Consider the following 16591-nt stretch of genomic DNA (forward strand, 5'->3'; position numbering starts at 1 on the left):
CGGCCGACTCGTCCGGCCCTTTCTTGCCCCATCGAGATGCCGGTCCTGCCTCACGACGGACGGGCCGGTTCGCCCTATCTCACATGACGCAGCGTTTGCCTGATGGCGCACGGAGGACGGGATCAAGTGACATCGACGCCGGTTGTCGGTCGTGAAGCGGCGCCTTTGCCCGTGATGGCGCTGTTGGGGGCCATGGTGTCGATCCAGATCGGCGCTACTTTCGCCAAGAGCCTGTTTCCGGTGATCGGCGCGCAGGGCACGACGACGCTGAGGCTGGTCGTCGGCGCGCTGATGCTGATCGCCGTGCTACGGCCCTGGCAGATGCGGCCTTCGCGCGCCACCATGCCGTGGCTGGTCGCCTATGGGGTAACGCTGTGCGCGCTCAACCTCCTGTTCTACGCCGCGCTCGCCACGATTCCGCTCGGCGTTGCGGTCGCGCTGGAGTTTTCGGGACCGCTGCTGGTGGCGACGCTGACCTCGCGGCGGGCGGGCGACTTTGCCTGGATCGCGTTGGCGGTCGCCGGCATCGTGCTGTTGTCACCCTTCATCCGTTCGCTCCAGCCGCTCGATCCGATTGGGGTGATGCTGGCGCTGGCGGCCGGCGGTTTCTGGGCGCTCTACATCGTGCTGGCGCAGAAGGCGGGCGCCGAGCTCGGCACCCGCACTACCGCCTACGGCATGGCGATTGCCGCCGTGCTGGTGCTGCCTTTCGGCGTGGCGCAGGCGGGAGCGGGCCTGCTTGCGCCGTCGATCCTGGTCAGTGCCTTGCTCGTCGGCCTGTTCTCGAGCGCGCTGCCGTTCTTTCTGGAGATGGTGGCGCTGACCCGGATGCCGGCCCGCATCTACGGCACGCTGACCTGCCTGGAGCCAGGGCTCGGCGCGCTGGCCGGCTTCCTGTTCCTGCATGAGAGCCTGACCGCGCCGCAACTGGCTGGCATCGCCGCCGTCATCGTCGCGGCCGCCGGCACCGCGCTGACGTCGAAGCCGCCGGTGCCGTCGCCGGAGTAGGGGCGGGTCAACGTGCAGGTTCGTGCTGCAAAGCCGGTTTCGTCACCGTCGTTCAGAACTTCACGCTCAGATCCACCTTGGCGCCCTGGTCGACCGTGCCACTGCCGAACTGGCCGGTATAGGACAGGCCGAGCGTCGCATTGGCCGACATGTTGAGATCGAGGCCGGCCTCGATCACCGCGGCATCCCTGGCGATCGGCACGCCGGCGATGGTGAATTGATCGCCGCCGGCGAAGGCGAAGACCGAGGTCGGCGTGACATCGCCGAAGGCGTGACGCCAGCCGAGCATGCCGCGAGCGGTGGCATCGATGCCGCCAAGCGCGAAGTCGGTCGCGCCGCGAAGGCCGAGCGTGGTGAAGGTGGCGTCGTTGTTTGTGCTGGCGCTGGTCAGCGCCGCAGCACCACCGGTTTCGGTGAAGCCGTCGGTGTGCACGCTGACATAGGCGAGGTTGGCGAAGGGTTCGAACTTGAAGCCACCGGCATCAGCCTTGTATGCGAGTTCGCCGAACACTTGCGCGGTGCCGGCATCGTAGTCGGCTGATAGTTGATCGGCAAAGCCGTTGAAAGCAACCGAGCGTCTGGTCGAGATGCTGCTCCAGCTATAAGCCGCTCCGCTGCGGAAGGCGATGGCGCCCCAGTTGGTGCCGCCATAGAGACCGAGATGATAGCTGTCGCTCTTGCCCGATGAATCGCGGTCGTCGGCATCGAAGGAGGAATGGCCGTAGCCGCCGATGAGGCCGACACGCCAGCCGCCGACCAAAGTGTCGGCGCCGGCCAACAGGCCGCCGGTCGAGCGGTCGAAGGCGGCGGCATTGCCGTCGCTGTCGGTGTTGCTCCACGAACCGAACACCTGGCCCCAGACAGCGAAGCGGTCGGTATCGGCCGCCACCATTTCCGGCCCACCCTCGCCATAGGCCATGACCGGCAGCGCCGCCGCGCCGCCATCGCCAAAGGCAGCAGCAATGCGATTGCTGGCGGCGTCGCGGACGAAGCGGCTGTCTTCAAGCAGCATGCCCTTGGCCGAGGCATGGATTTCCCCGGAAAGCTGGTCGAAGGCGTCCTGGGCGGCTGCTTCGCTCGGCAAAGCAAATATCGCATCGAACAGCGGATTACCGCTGCCAAGACTTTCGGCACCACCGCCGGTGGCGATCTGGTTGGGTGTCAGGCCGACCTCGGCGAAGGATTTTGCCTGCGTCGCGTCAAGATAGACATGCGTCGGGTCGTAACTCGCGAAAAGGCCGGTGAACGGGCCTAGGCCGCTGAGCGTGTAGGTGCCGGTGACGCCCATGTCTGCCTGCAGCACGGTGTAATGCGTGCCCGCCACGTAAGGTGCTGCGTCGGTCTTGATCACGTCGAGGACCGCACCGGCGGCGATCGTCGCCGTGCCCGTCGCGTGGATGAGATCGGACTGGCCGGTCGAGGTCAGCTCGACCTGATAGATCGAGGCCGCCGCCTGGTCGAGATTGCCGGCGACGTGGAGCGTACCGATCGAATTACCGGGTGCGATGATGCCGCCCGACCGCGCCATGACACCGCCCACCGTGCCGTTGCCGCCCAGCGTGCCACCGAAGATCGTCACCAGCGAATTGGCCAGCGAACCATTTACGGCCAGCCGCCCGCCATCCACATTGGTGGCACCGGTGAAGCCGCTCGAATCGGCGGTGAGGTTCGTCGCGCCGGCGATCTGGTTGATCGTGCCTGCGCCACCGATCGCCGACGCGAAGGCGTAGTTCGTATCGGTGTGGTTGAAGTTGATCGCACCCGCGCCCGGCCCGAACTGGACGCTCGCCGCATTGAGCGTGCCCGCGGCCGCCGCTGGCGATCCGCTCGCCGCACCGATGTTGAGCGTGCCGACGGAGCCCGCCATGGCGGCGATGTTGACCACGCCGCCGCTCGACACCGCGCCGCCATTGGCAATCGTCAGCGTGCCTGTTCCACTAACGCCGACATCAAGATCTCCGCTGCTGGCCCATGTCGAGCCTGTGCCGTCGACCGCTACCGTGCCGACCGAACCTGCGGCGTAGCCAACCAAGCCCAAGCCATTGCTGACCACGCCGCCTTTCGAAACCGTCACCGTGCCCGTGCCAAAGCCTCCGACATAGAGGTCCCCGCTGTTCGTCCACTTCGATCCCGCGCCGTCAACCGCCGCCATGCCGGTCGAACCGGCAACGTAGCCGATATAGCCCCAGCCATTGCTGACCGTGCCGCTGTTCGAGATCGTCAGAGTACCCGTGCTGAAACCGCCTACGAACAGGTCCGAGCTGTTGTTCCAGGCCGACCCCCCGCCGTCGACCGTCACCGTGCCGGTCGAGCCAGAGAATGCGCCCACATAGCCTGTGGTATCGCTAACCTTGCCGCCGTTCGAGATATTCAGCGTGCCAGTACCCTGATCGCCGACGAACAGGTTGGAACTGTTTGTCCAGGTCGATCCCCCGCCGTCGACGGTCACTGTGCCGGCGGAACCCGAACCGAAACCAACGAAGCCCAGGCCACTGTTGACCGCGCCGCCGTTGAGGATGTTCAGTTCGCCCGTGCCGGCGAAACCGACGAAAAGGGCTACGCTGGCCCAGGTCGAGCCTATACCGTCGACCGTTGCCGTGCCGGTGGAGCCCGCAACGTTGGCTAAAATGCCGTTCTGATTGCTGACCGCGCCCTTGTTCGAGACCGCCAGCGTACCCGTGCCCTGATCGCCAACGATGAGGTCCGAACTGTTTGTCCAGGTCGAGCCGGCACCGTCGACGAATACGATGCCGGTCGAGCCCGCCTTCGCGCCAACAGTTGCCCAACTGTTGCTGACCGCGCCGCCTTGCGTGATCTGCAGAGCGCCCTTGCCGAAATCGCCGACGATCAGCGACCCGCTGTTTGTCCAGGTTGAGTCGACGACTATCACGATGCCGGTCGAGCCCGCCGACTTGCCAACATAGGCCTTGTCATTGCTGACAGCGCCGCCGTTGCTGATCGCTAGCGTGCCGGTGCCGAAATCGCCGACAGCCAGGTCGGAACTGTTGGTCCAGGTCGAGCCGGCATTTTCGATGAACACGCTGCCGGTCGAGCCGGCATTCGCGCCAATAGTCCCCCCATTGGAGCTGACGTCGCCGCCATGGCTGATCGCCAGAGTGCCGGTGCCGAAATCGCCGACACTCAGCGATCCGCTGTTTGTCCAGGTCGAGTTGTCGACGAACACCTTGCCGGTCGAACCCGCGGAGGCGCCAATATAACCTGAAGTATTGCTGACCTTTCCGCTGTTCGAGACCATCAACGTACCTGTCCCGTCGACGCCGACGGACAAGTTCCCGCTGTTGAGCCAGGTTGAGCCGATGCCATCGACCATCACCTTACCGGCTGAATCGGTGCTGTAGCCCACCATGGCATCAGCATTGCTAACCACACCGCCGTTGGTGATAATCAACGCGCCGTCGCCATCATGGCCGACATAGAGCGTTCCATTGTTTGTCCAGGTGGCATCATCGATCGTCGCCGAGCCGATCGAATCTGAATATCGGCCAATATAGGCGCTGTCGCTGATGACGTTGCCGCCGTTGGAAACCGTTACCGCACCAACGCCGGAACTGCCGACCGTGAGGCTATCAGTGTTAAGCCACGTTGAGCCGGCGCCATCGATCTTTACGACGCCTTGAACGTTGCTGGCGCCCGCAACAATACCCACAGCATCCGTCACGACACCGCCATTGAGGATATCGAGCGTAGCCAGCCCGAAACTACCAACCACCAAACTGCTGCTGGTCCACGAGGAACCCGCACCTGTTACGGTGACATCAGAAGTGGAGTTATCCCCCCAGGATAAGAATGCTCGGTCGGTCGTCAACGTGCCGTTCGAAATGACAAGGCTGCCGTCCGAAGAAGCTACAAAGCCAAGGTAAATATCGTCGGCAAAAGCGTTGCCAGCGTTGATAACAGTCGGATTCGGTGTCGAATTGCTGATATATACAATATCGGCCGCCGTCGGCACTGACCCAGCGTTCCAGTTTCCGGTGGTAAACCAATCCGTGGAGGTGGTGCCGGTCCAGGCATCGGCCGCCGTCGCGGCGATCGGCTGGCCGAGTCCGACCAGCGCGGTCGACGTCAGCGCCAGATATTTCCATGCGTTAGCCCTGCGGCCACCAAAACCATTCTGCGGCATCCAAACCCCTGACATGTTAGTCATTTCACCCTGAGGCTGACATGTCATTGGAGCCCGGGCTTGTCTTGGGCAGGGCCGCACTGGAATTGGACTGGAGCGAAAAGCCGTGCCTTTTGCGCGCACTGTGGCAGTTCTGCGCCACGAGCGCGCAGGCGCCGCTCCACCGGCCTTTCAAAGAGAGAATCGGACCCCGCGCCAGGGCCGGCCACAGAAAATGCCGCAATCCTATCTGGCGCTGGTCGGCGTGTAGCCGAAACGGCGACGAAAGCAGCGATTGAAATACGATACATCGCTGAACCCGCTCGTCATCGCGATATCGCTGACCCGCATGTCGCTGTGTCTCTGAGAAAGCATCCTGTGGGCGCTCTGCAACCGCAGCTCGAGAACGCGCTCGGAGAAGCTCACTCCCGTTTCCTGAAGGAGATCATGGACGTAGCGCGCCGACAGGGCGAGTTGTTGCGCGACACCTTGGGCGGAGATGCCAGGATCGGCGAAGTCCTCGGCAATCGTTGCCAGGATCGCCTCCAGCCTGGCGGCGCGCAGGCCGCGAAGACCGACCAATTCGGCAGCCCGGCCTTTCGCCCCGGTCACAAGGCCGATCAGGTCCACGATCGTGTCCGTCGCATGGGTTATGAGATCGGCCGAGGCGAGCGGGCTGCCGCTTTCAAGAAGCTCGCAATAGCGCTTGAGAAGATCGAGGGCTTCGTTGTCGGCGCCGATCTTCAACCCCAGCCGGTCGTCGATCTGCGGGAAGGCGCGCATGAGGACCGCGCGTGGGACCACCACATTGGTCCAGATATTGCTGTCGGCACCGGTCATTTTCAGCGCCTCCGAGGCCGTGACGAGGACCGCTTCTCCCCGACCGACGGCATATTCGCGGCCGACCTGCACGCCCGACAAGAGGGTGTCGGCCTTGTTGATCAACAGCAAATAGCCGTCATTGTCGTCCTCGGCGATGTTGCTCGCCTTCCTTGTCGCCTGCTTGATCGTTCCGGACATCTGGCCGAGAACCAGTGAACCGACAGCCGTGGCTTCGATCGAGGCCTCGAAGGGCAGGTTTTCCGATATGCCGTATTCCACCGACCATATTTCCGCGACGTGGATGTCCTGCCACAGGGAAAATCGCTCGCGTTCGCCAAGATGCGGCGGCAACTGAGCCGATGAAAACACCGTCTTTCGCGACAATGGAAAACCTCGATAAAGTATCCGCGCTTAAAAAATACCGATCGCCATACTTTCAATCGGCAGAATAACCGGCAACAGTGGCGGCTGGCGTCAAGCAATCGAGTTGAATCCTAATCGAGATCGGCCAGGAGTGGCGTCATCCAAAAGTATGACGCCACAAAATTATCCGAGGCGAGATCGCAGTGTGTCTGGAGGCGTGGTGGAGAGGCTGAGCAGCGAAGTTCTTGGTTCCATTATCGGCGATATTTACGATTGCGTTTTGAACCCGGAAGGCTGGGCCCGCGTCATGACCCGGATCACGACCGCCATGGACGCGGCCTATACAACCATCGCGCTCGCCAGCACCGCCGACAGTCATGGCCGCTTCGCCGCTCAATCGCCCTGGGATCCCGTGCAAATGCGCGTGCTCCAGGATTATGACTTTGACGCAATTCCCGGTTTGAAGACGGCGGTCGTCGGCGATGTCGACACGCCTGTCGCGACGCTGTCGCTGATGAGCGAAGCCGAACTCGGGCAGACGGCATTTTTTCAGAACTGGGCCAAACCTCAGGGACTGCGCGAAGCCTGCATCACCAAGTTCGTCCACACATCGGACCGGATCGGGCTCATGGGTTGCACCACATGGGCCGACAGGGGGATCATATCAGCCGAAGACCAACATTTCCTCGCGTTGCTCTCGCCGCATCTGCGCCGTGCTTCCCTGATCGGAGACCTGCTCGACCAGGCTCGCGTTACCGCCAGCCTTTACCGCCAGGCGCTCGACAATCTCGCAGTGCCTGTCGTGCTTGCCGGCGCCAACGGGGCCATCCTCCATGCCAATGGCGCTGCCGAACGGATGTTGTCGGCGCAAGGTCCGATTCTTTCCAGGAACGGCCTGCTCCAGGCGCAGAATCCGGCGGTCGCCCGCGCCCTGCTGGAAGCGATCGCCAGCGCCGCGAACGCGGATGCTTCGCTTGGCGCCCGGGGCATAGGACTGCCGGTCTCGGCCCCAGGCCGGCCGCCCGCCGTCGCCTATGTGCTGCCGCTGACCGAAGGAACCGCGCGCGCGGCTTTCCGGCCGGCATGCGCGGCTGTTTTTATATCGACCACGACGTCGGCTTCTCCTCTGCCAGAGGCCGTCCTGACCACGCTGTTCGACCTTACGCCCGCGGAGGCGCGGGTCCTGCTGCGGATCGGCAGCGGATTGTCGGCGTCGAAGAGCGCTTTGTCGCTCGGCATCGGCGAAAACACCTTGAAGACACACCTCAATCGTATCTTCGCCAAAACCGGGACGAGACGCCAAGCCGACCTCGTCAAGCTCGTCTCGGACATAGGCACGCCCCTGGCAGCGCATTGAGGCTGAAGGCGTAGTCCGCAGCGCGAGATCGGCTCACCGCCTCCAGAGCGGCTCCGGCGCGAAGCGCTCGCTCGCCGGGATCGCGCCTGGCCGCCCCCCTCTGGCCTGCCGGCCATCTCCCCCTCAAGGGGGGAGATTACTCGCTTCCACCGCTCAGATCAGCTTCTCCAGCGTGATCGGCAAGTCGCGCACCCTTTTCCCCGTCGCGTGGAACACCGCGTTGGCGATCGCCGGCGCCACGCCGACGATGGGCAGTTCGCCGACGCCCTTGCCGCCGAGCACAGAGGAGTGCGGGTCGGGGATGCCGACCGAAATCACCTCGATGTCGGGAATGTCGGCATTGGTCGGCACCAGATAGTCGGCGAGGTTGTTGTTGACGATGCGGCCGTGGCGGCGGTCGATGATGCCTTCTTCCAGCAACGCCTGGCCGATGCCCATGATGATGCCGCCCTTCCACTGGCTTTCCGCCAGCTTCGGATTGTAGAGCCGTCCCGAATCCAGCGCCGACACGACGCGCGAGACCCGCACGGTGCCGAAATCCTCGTCGACCCGGACCTCGATGAAATGCGCGCACCAGGAGTGGCGGGAATAGTCGCCTTCGGTGTGCGGCAGCGCCATGGCGATGGTGGTGTAGTTCCTGTAGCGGTCCTCGGCACTCGAATTGGCCGGCATGGTATCGCCTGTCGCCTCGATGCGATCGCGGCCGACGCTTTTGAGGAGCTCGGCGATCGACACATCGGGGCCGTCGCCACGCGGTGCGGTGATGCGGCCATTGGCGACGACCAGCGTGTTGGCCTGCAGCGCATGGAAGGGCGAGCGCGGGTCGCTGATCGCCAACCCGACCAACTGGTCGAGCGCCGAGGTCGCGGCCTTGTAGACGGCACCGGTCATGACGCCGGCCAGGCGCGAGCCGCCTGCGACGCCGGCGCGGGGAAAGCGGGAATCGCCCAGCTTCACCACGACGTCGTCGGCCGGCACGCCCACCGTCTCGGCCGCCGTCTGCGCCAGGATGGTGTAGGTGCCCTGGCCCATGTCGATCGAGGAGCTTTCGACCTCCACCGAGCCGTCGGCCAGGATGCGCACGATCGCCTCGCCATAGGCGCGCCGCACCGGATAGGTACCGGCGGCCACGCCCCAGCCGATCAGCTGGTTGCCGTCGCGCATCGAACGCGGCTCCGGTGAGCGCCTGGCCCAGCCGAAGCGCTCGGCGCCCGTGGCAAAAGCCTCGCGCAACTGCCTGGTGGACCAGGCTTTTTTCACTTCCGGGTCCTGCTCGGCATAGTTCCGCAGCCGGATCTCCAGCGGGTCGATGCCAACCTCATAGGCGAGCTCGTCGATGGCGCTTTCGATGCCGAAGGCCGAAGGGTTCTCGCCCGGCGCGCGCATGGCGCCCGGCACCACGGAATTCACCCGCACGACGTTCTGCCGGGACGAAAAGTTCGGCGTCGCGTACATGATCGAGGTAACCGAGGCCAACGGCTCCACCCACATGCCATCGATCGACGTTTCATTGACGCCGCGATGCACGATCGACTGGATTTTTCCTTTCGCATCCGCGCCGAGCGCCACCGTCTGGCGCGTCGCGGCGCGGCCGCCATAGCCGGTGAAGGTCTGCGGGCGCGTCATCACCAGGCGCACCGGCCGGCCGAGCATTTTGGCTGCACTCGCGGCAACCGCGCCGTGGCCGAGCGCCAGCGCCTTGGAGCCGAAGCCGCCGCCAATATAGGGCGAGACCAGCCGCACATTCTCGAACGGCACATCGAACCACTCGGCATAGGTGCGCGCCATGCCGTCGAGCCATTGGCTCGGCTCCCACACGGTGAGCCGGTCGCCCTCCCAGCGGGCGATCAGGCCGTGCGGCTCCATCGGCGCCTGGTATTCGCGCGGCGTGTTGTAGGCGGCGCAGATCCGGACCGGGGCGGACGCAAAGGCAGCCTGCGCGTCGCCCCATTCCTTGGTCATGGCCTCGATCGGAATGCCGTCGCCGGCCTTGGCATCGTTGAGGTCGACGATGGCCGGCGTCTCGTCATAGTCGACCTTGACGAGGGCCGCTGCCGCAACCGCCTGTTCGAAGGTTTCGGCGACCACGGCGGCGACATGCTGGCCCGAAAAGCTGATGTCGCGCGCCAGCGGGCAATAAGGCTTGTCGGGCGGGGGCGTGCCGAACCAGTCCGACGCGGTTTTCAGGGCCATGATGGTGTCCGGCGTCAGCACTTGCAGCACGCCGGGCGCCGCCTCAGCCTGCGCCGTATCGATGGCGCGCACCTTGCCGGACGCGATCGTGCTGTCGACCAGCACGGCATAGGCCAGGTCTTCGAGCTGCTGTTCGACGGCGTATTTGGCCGCGCCGGTGATCTTGGCCGGGCCGTCGACGCGCGACAGCCGGCCTCCGACGGCTTGTGCCAGCACGCCGTCGGAGGCGTCGCCATGTCTTGCGATGTGAACGGTCATGCCGCTTCTCCCAGTTTGAGGATCGCTCTGGCCACGACGCGCGGCGCGAGCTCGATCTTGTAGTGGTTGGCGCCATGGTCGACGGCGCCCTCGACGGCGAGCAGGCTGGCCGCGCGGACAGCCTTAGGCTCCAGCACCTTGCCTTTCAGCGCCTCTTCCACGGTGCGCGCCCGCCAGGGCTTGGTGGCAACGCCGCCGAGCGCGACGCGCAGGTCGCGGACGGTGCGCCCGTCGGCCTCGAGTTCGAGGCCGACGGCGGCACTGGCGGCGGCGAACTCGTAAGACTGCCGGTCGCGGACCTTCACGTAGCTCGAGCGGCGGGCGGCGGCGGATCCCGGGATTTCGATGGCGGTGATCATCTCGCCCGGTTCGATCGCGTGTTCCTTCTGAGGCGTGGTGCCGGGCAGCAGGAAAAAGTCGTCGACCAAGACGCGGCGTTCTCCGAGATGGACCACCGCATCGAAGGCGACCAGCGCGGTGGCGAGGTCGCCGGGATACGTGGCGATGCAGGCCTCGCTGGTGCCGAGCACCGCATGGCCCCTGGTGACGCCGCCGATCGCCGAACAGCCGCTGCCGGGCTCGCGCTTGTTGCAGGCGGCAAAATTCGAGGGATCGCGGAAATAGGGGCAGCGTGTGCGCTGCATCAGATTGCCGCCGACGGTCGCCATGTTGCGGAGCTGCGCCGAAGCCGCCTGCCACAGCGCCTCCGAGACGGCGGGAAAGCCGCCCTTGATGCCGGCGTGGTCGGCGACATGGCTCATCCTGGCGAGCGCGCCGATGACGGCGCCGCGCTCGTCGATCTCGATGGTATCGAGCCCCTTGAGATGGCTGATGTCGACCAGGCTATCGGGCTCGGCGACGCCGCATTTGGCGAGGTCGATCAGCGTCGTGCCGCCGGCCAGCAGCATGGCGCCGGGCAGGGCGGCCGCTTGGCGTGCGGCGTCGACCGAGGCGGCGCGAAGATAGGAAAAATCCCTCATGACGCGGCCTCCAGCGCTGCCTGGCGCACGGCGGCGATGATGTGCGGATAGGCGCCGCAGCGGCAGAGATTGCCGGCCATGTATTCGCGGATCTCGTCATCGGAGCCGGCATGGCCTTCGCGGATGCAGGCGACCGCCGACATGATCTGGCCAGATGTGCAATAGCCGCACTGGAAGGCGTCCTGATCGAGGAAGGCAGCCTGCACGGGATGCAGTTCGCCCTCCCGTGCAAGCCCCTCTATGGTGGTGACGGTGCGGCCTTCGGCCTGTGCCGCCAGCGTCAGGCAAGCCAGCACGCGCTCGCCGTCGACATGCACCGTGCAGGCGCCGCACTGACCGTGGTCGCAGCCCTTCTTGGTGCCTGTCAGGCCGAGGCGGTCGCGCAAGGCGTCGAGCAGCGTGACGCGCGGTTCGAGGTCCAGCGTATGCGGCTGGCCGTTGATATCGAGATGGACGGGGATTGTGGTGTTCGTCATGGGCGTCTGGCTCCAGTTGCTTGACGCTGAGGGAAATGAAGTGGTGTCGGGGCGGGGAAGGGCAAGGCGCAATGTGGTCAGCTTGGCCGATCTCCCCCCGCGGAGGGAGATTACGCTCTTCGGCGCCTTCACCAATCCCTGACGAATATCGGCCTTGGCTTGCAAGCTTTCAGCACGTGACATACCGGTTCCCCTGATTATATGATAAAGGTGCTCCACTAAAGCGGAGGCGCCTCCGTTTATTACGTGGGGGCTGACCCGATGGGGTTCAAGCCCCATATTTCGACAGTGGAGAAAAAATTGGCCGCAGAGCCGTCCGCCATCCCCGACCAGAAGACCGCAGAGGCCAAGCCGTTGCGCGCCGACGCGCAGCGCAACCGCGACCGGCTGGTCGAGGTGGCGGCCTCGGTCTTCGCCGAGCGCGGGATCGATGCCTCGCTGGAGGAGATCGCGCGCCGCGCGGGCGTCGGCATCGGCACGCTCTACCGCCATTTCCCGACGCGCGAGCACCTGGTCGAGGTGGTCTACCGGCGCGAGGTGGAAGGGCTGTGCGCGGCCGCCGACGAACTGGCGACAAAGCATCCGTCCGACGTCGCGCTGGAAGAATGGATGCGGCGCTTCGTCGACTATATCGCCACCAAGCGAGGGCTTGCGACCAGCCTGCGCATCCTGTTGACGGCGAATGCCAATCTCTATTCCGACACGTCGGGTCGGGTCTCGGCGGCGTTGCGGCAATTGGTCGAGGCGGCGGTGGCCGACGGCACCATCCGTGGCGATGTCGACGCGTCCGACGTGCTGCACGCGCTGGGCGGCATCTATTCGGCGCCCGACACCCCGGATTGGCGCGATCGCTCGCGCCGGCTGGTCCGGCTGCTGATGGACGGATTGCGGTTCGGCGCCGCCAAGGCTAGGTGAGGGCGACTGGAGACTGGCCTGCGGCTAGCGGGCACGTCCGCGATTTGGGGGCATCTTATGTATGTGGGCCGTTCCTACAAGGTGATGGATTTCGCGCTCTGGTCGCGGCGCAGCGTCATCTACATGGTGGTGGTGAGCGGACTGGCGGTGGCCGCCTACCGTTTTCCCGGACTTGCCGGGTTCTCGGTGCCGTGGTCTGTCGTGCTGGTGCTCGGCACCACGGTGTCACTGGTGGCCGGCTTCAAGAATTCGCAGGTGTTTACCCGCAGCGGTGAAGCGCTGCAGGCGTTTGCGCAAATCACGGCCAGCAGCCGGTTGTGGTCCAATTTCTGCAGGGACTTCACCGACGCCCCGACAGCGAAGCAACTCATCTATCGCCACATCGCCTGGATGACGGCGCTGCGTTTCGCGCTGCGGCGGCCGATGCCATGGGAATCCATGGCGCGGGCCGCCAATATCGAATACCGGCGGCGTTACCATGTCCAGGAGGATACGGGCTCGATTGCCGACGAATTGCGGCCGTTGCTGGCCGAGCAGACCGAGGGCGTCCTGAAATCGCCCCGCCCGGCGATCGCCTTGCTCGAAATGCAATCGGTGCAGGTCAACGGCTTGTTCAAGGATGCCAAGATTCCTCCGCAGATCTATGGCGAACTGACAAAACTCATCCGCGACTTCCACGACCAGCAGGCGCGCTGCGACCGCATCAAGAACAATCCCTATCCCCGCCAATACGCCATCGTCAGTTCCATGTTCGTCATGATCTTCTGCACGCTGTTGCCGTTCGGCGTCGTTCCGGTCTTCGCCGAGATGGGCAAATTCGGCGGGGCGCTGGGCTCGATCGCGATCTGGCTGACGAAGCACCTAATATCAGGGCTGGAAGCGCATCCTTGAGCGGGCCGGCCAGCCGCACACCGGCACGCACGGCATGCGACACCGCTCGGCAACCGACATCGCCAACTCCGGCGTGCCGGTGAAGGTCGGCATGGCGCTCACCACGCATAAGACCGTCACCATGTTCATGCGCTACGTCCACACCGAGGATGACCCAATAAGGGCGGCCGACGATGCCGTGGCGCAGAGGCGTCTGACCCTGATCGGTGGCGCACCAAGCTCGGAAATTACAGGCCGTTCCGGGAGGAGTATTTGCCGTCGACAAGACCGAGCGGCTTCTGATCTGCCGCCTGGTCAGCGCCTCAGCGGGCTCGGGGCGATGGTGGGGGGCGCGATAATTGGCTCGGGACGTTTACGGGTACTGGAAGGCGAAGTTGCTTGAAAATTGTAGGTATTAAATCATAGCCATCAATAAAGTTGTGCTGGGGCCAGTTACGTAGTATAAAATTCCTCATCATCGTCCTGGTGCGATCTGTAAATTGCGGATCGGACTTGGTTCGACTGCGAGCGAAGCAATCGCAGTCGTGCCCACGCGGCACGCTGGGGGGGGGAATGATTGCGTAGGAGAGCTGTGCGACCTATCCTACTTGCGCTGCTTCTTTGCGCAGGGTGCGTAAACGCTCCGACCGCGAATACTGGCGCATTTGTCAAAGGGGTCGCTGCTGTCCAATCAGCGAGTGATACGCTCTATGACGATCTTGGCGTTGCCGAACGCAATGTAGTTCTTCGGCAATTGAATGCCAACCCTGCAAGCGGTCGTCGGTTTGACGTCGCCAATGCTTACTATTATTCTACAATTGGCGACCCTCCCCTTACGACGGAGTTTAGAAGTGCTATTGGGATCATCGCACAGTATGCCGACCTACTGAACACTCTGTCGAATGGCTCTAACAACGCCGCCGCAAGGGCGCAAACTCTTGAAATTGCTGAAAATCTATCGTCCTTGGCAGGAACGCCAGAAGTTGCCCTAGCCGCTGCTGCCCTTAAGCCAGTTATTGACCAGCTCCTTCTCGCGCGGAGCGTTGCCGAGGCTCGGCAACTTGCTCTCGATGGCGCACCCCGGTTCTCTGACTTGATAGGTGCGCTGAAGAATTCAACACCTGCAATGTTTAAAATGCTTGTGACTGAGGTTGCACATTCTTCAGGCATTAATTCGTCGAAGCTCACCGATTATCGGACGGCGCTTGCGAATTATGTCGTTCTACTGGACCGCTTGCAGAAAACGTTCGGCTCTTTGGTGGAGGCTTTCAAGCGCCCTTCTGACGTAACGTCGATAGCGAGTTTGTCTCAAGCGACCGGAATGCTTCAAGAAGACGTAAAGGCGGTCCGGCAGGCCCTTGCCGCCGCCAGAAGTAGATAGGAGGGACCTATGCTCGACCCAGATGGTGCTTGGGATGCCGTTGCTTCTGCGATATCTGAAATTGAAACGAAAATGTCGGCGGGTGCCTCTGGCGCGGATCTTGAGGCACTGAAGTCAGCTAAGAAGGATCTGCTTGCCGCACTGGATGATCTAGCAATTGACGCCTATCGCAATGCTGCAGCCAAAGTCGCTGCAGCCCGTGCGGGTCTCGAGGCGATAGTCTCAACTGCAGAACCACGTTTGGGGACCTTCCTAGCGACGGCCGTTGCCCTGCTTCCAGCGCCTCTTTCATCGACCACGGCGGGAGGCAATTCGCCGGTCAGGCAATCTTTTGGCGCAGGCGTGATCGGCGGAGCAGACACTGGAGGCGCCGCCGGCACAGCATTGCCTGGAATTGAGCCCACGCCAGGAGCGTTTGTCGAGCGCGTTGTGGCCACGTGCAACACGGAATGGGAATTTTTCGGCCGTCAGGAGTATGATATCGGCGGTTCAATTGTTCGTATTGGCAACAAGGAAGGTCAGCAACCGTATTCTAATCGGATAGGGACGTACTGGCTGGAAGGAACGTCGACGCACGGGATCGATGGTCAGACATTTGAAATGCCTTGGTCTGCGGCATTTGTGTCGTGGGTGATGAAGACAGCCGGTGCTGGCGACAGATTCCGGTATTCGACACAGCATTCAGTCTACATTTCGCAAGCTATTCGGGATTGTTTAAGCAGGCGTGATGCTGCGGGATTCTGGGCGCAGCGGCTAAACGAATATCGACCAAAGATCGGTGACATAGTCTGCTGGTCGCGCGAGGCAGGCGTTGATTATGACAACCAAAAGGGTGGAAACTACAAAGGCCATAGTGACGTCATTGTCTCGATCGGCGACGGCATTGCCTGGATCATTGGTGGAAACGTAGGTAACTCCGTCACAAAGCGCCCGCTTGCATTGTCGGACAATGGGCTTCTTCGAGCAGTGGCAGCCGGTGGTGAACAGCTTTTTGCGGTTATGGAGGAGAGGATTGCCGTTGCCTCTGAGGCCCAAACCCCTTCTACGTTAGGGAGCGTGGATGCGAGCAATGCCGCGACCGGCGGGAATGGATTACTCAAGATAGCGTGGGGAAAGAAGGTCTCGGGCGGATTCAAAAGCCGCGTGATCAGTATTGCAAGCACTCTGGGGTGCGACCCTAGCCACCTTATGGCTGCAATCGCCTTTGAGACGGGAGAGACGTTTTCACCCAGCATTCAGAATCCAATATCCGGCGCTACCGGTCTCATTCAATTTATGCCTCGAACCGCCAAAGACCTCGGCACATCAACTGCGGAATTGGCCTCTATGACAGATGTGGATCAGCTAGACTTGGTCGCGAAGTATTTCAACCCGTACGTTGGCAAATTGAATAGTCTTCCAGATGTTTATGCGGCAATTCTATTTCCGATTGCGGTAGGAAGGCCTGATTCGACCGTACTGTTCCAGAGACCGGCTATTGCTTATATCCAGAATGCTGGACTCGACGTCAACGGCGACGGAGTTATAACAAAGTCTGAGGCGACTTCGAAGGTACAGAAAAAGCTCGATCGGGGGCTGTCACTTGAATTCATTGGTTAGAGGCCCGTTATTAGGCGGCTTCTGGTGTGGTGCTGAACTTGCAATCTAGTCTGCCTCGGAGGGCCGAAGGAAAAGCGCAATCCAATGAGGAGTGTGCATTCAACAAATGGGCGTTCGACGGGTCATGTTGGGTGACCATCAGTCAGGAACTGCGATGCCGACATATGTTCCAGAAGATACGGGCAGTCAACAGAGTGTAGCCGCTGCGTCTCCCAGTAATACATCTGGAGCCGACGGGAAATCAACATG

General features: G+C 62.9%; 11 protein-coding genes and 1 pseudogene. 7 read left to right on the forward strand and 5 right to left on the reverse strand.

Annotated features, from left to right (window positions below):
- Positions 1 to 126 precede the first annotated feature (126 nt).
- On the forward strand, positions 127 to 1008 hold the full coding sequence (locus FJ940_RS19960; RefSeq protein ID WP_140657648.1) for a DMT family transporter: 882 nt from the start codon (positions 127 to 129) through the stop codon (positions 1006 to 1008).
- Between the two features lie 52 nt (positions 1009 to 1060).
- On the opposite strand, the gene FJ940_RS19965 is transcribed toward FJ940_RS19960, so the two are convergent.
- Together FJ940_RS19965 and FJ940_RS19970 are read right to left on the reverse strand one after the other, a co-directional pair.
- On the reverse strand, positions 1061 to 5197 hold the full coding sequence (locus FJ940_RS19965) for an autotransporter domain-containing protein (protein WP_140657650.1): 4137 nt from the start codon (positions 5195 to 5197) through the stop codon (positions 1061 to 1063).
- 177 nt (positions 5198 to 5374) lie between these two features.
- Positions 5375 to 6334, reverse strand: coding sequence for an AraC family transcriptional regulator (locus FJ940_RS19970; protein WP_140582452.1), 960 nt, complete (start codon positions 6332 to 6334; stop codon positions 5375 to 5377).
- A gap of 286 nt (positions 6335 to 6620) precedes the next feature.
- Between FJ940_RS19970 and FJ940_RS19975 the strand changes: the two genes are divergently transcribed.
- Positions 6621 to 7670, forward strand: coding sequence for a helix-turn-helix transcriptional regulator (locus tag FJ940_RS19975; protein ID WP_224620083.1), 1050 nt, complete (start codon positions 6621 to 6623; stop codon positions 7668 to 7670).
- A 153-nt stretch (positions 7671 to 7823) separates the two neighbouring features.
- Here the strand turns inward: FJ940_RS19975 and FJ940_RS19980 are convergent, their stop codons facing one another.
- The 3 genes from FJ940_RS19980 to FJ940_RS19990 are packed head-to-tail and all read right to left on the reverse strand — an operon-like array spanning position 7824 to position 11577.
- Entirely contained in the window at positions 7824 to 10121 is a 2298-nt protein-coding gene (locus FJ940_RS19980; protein WP_140657654.1) for a xanthine dehydrogenase family protein molybdopterin-binding subunit, read from the reverse strand.
- Positions 10118 to 11101, reverse strand: coding sequence for a xanthine dehydrogenase family protein subunit M (locus FJ940_RS19985; protein WP_140657656.1), 984 nt, complete (start codon positions 11099 to 11101; stop codon positions 10118 to 10120). Before FJ940_RS19985 ends, FJ940_RS19980 begins: the two co-directional genes overlap by 4 nt.
- Positions 11098 to 11577 (reverse strand): (2Fe-2S)-binding protein, encoded by a 480-nt coding sequence (locus FJ940_RS19990; RefSeq protein ID WP_140516079.1) that lies wholly within the window; start codon positions 11575 to 11577, stop codon positions 11098 to 11100. Before FJ940_RS19990 ends, FJ940_RS19985 begins: the two co-directional genes overlap by 4 nt.
- A gap of 300 nt (positions 11578 to 11877) precedes the next feature.
- Here FJ940_RS19990 and FJ940_RS19995 point away from each other — a divergent pair, with 300 nt between their 5' ends.
- From FJ940_RS19995 to FJ940_RS20015, 5 genes and pseudogenes are all read left to right on the forward strand, one after another.
- On the forward strand, positions 11878 to 12492 hold the full coding sequence (locus tag FJ940_RS19995; protein WP_140556440.1) for a TetR/AcrR family transcriptional regulator: 615 nt from the start codon (positions 11878 to 11880) through the stop codon (positions 12490 to 12492).
- A gap of 123 nt (positions 12493 to 12615) precedes the next feature.
- Complete coding sequence (locus FJ940_RS20000) at positions 12616 to 13383, forward strand: bestrophin family protein (protein WP_246671065.1); 768 nt, start codon at positions 12616 to 12618, stop codon at positions 13381 to 13383.
- Positions 13358 to 13765 (forward strand): annotated as a pseudogene (locus FJ940_RS20005) (tyrosine-type recombinase/integrase); the annotation flags it as partial. The gene FJ940_RS20000 and the pseudogene FJ940_RS20005, both read left to right, overlap by 26 nt.
- A 189-nt stretch (positions 13766 to 13954) precedes the next feature.
- Positions 13955 to 14743, forward strand: a complete 789-nt coding sequence (locus FJ940_RS20010; protein WP_140657658.1) for a hypothetical protein — start codon at positions 13955 to 13957, stop codon at positions 14741 to 14743.
- 9 nt (positions 14744 to 14752) lie between these two features.
- Positions 14753 to 16342 carry a DUF2272 domain-containing protein gene (locus FJ940_RS20015; protein ID WP_140657660.1) on the forward strand — a complete coding sequence of 530 codons (1590 nt, stop codon included), beginning with the start codon at positions 14753 to 14755 and terminating at the stop codon, positions 16340 to 16342.
- The last annotated feature ends 249 nt before the right edge of the window (positions 16343 to 16591 follow it).

Origin of the sequence: Mesorhizobium sp. B2-3-7, assembly GCF_006442695.1 — a bacterium.
GTDB lineage: Bacteria > Pseudomonadota > Alphaproteobacteria > Rhizobiales > Rhizobiaceae > Mesorhizobium.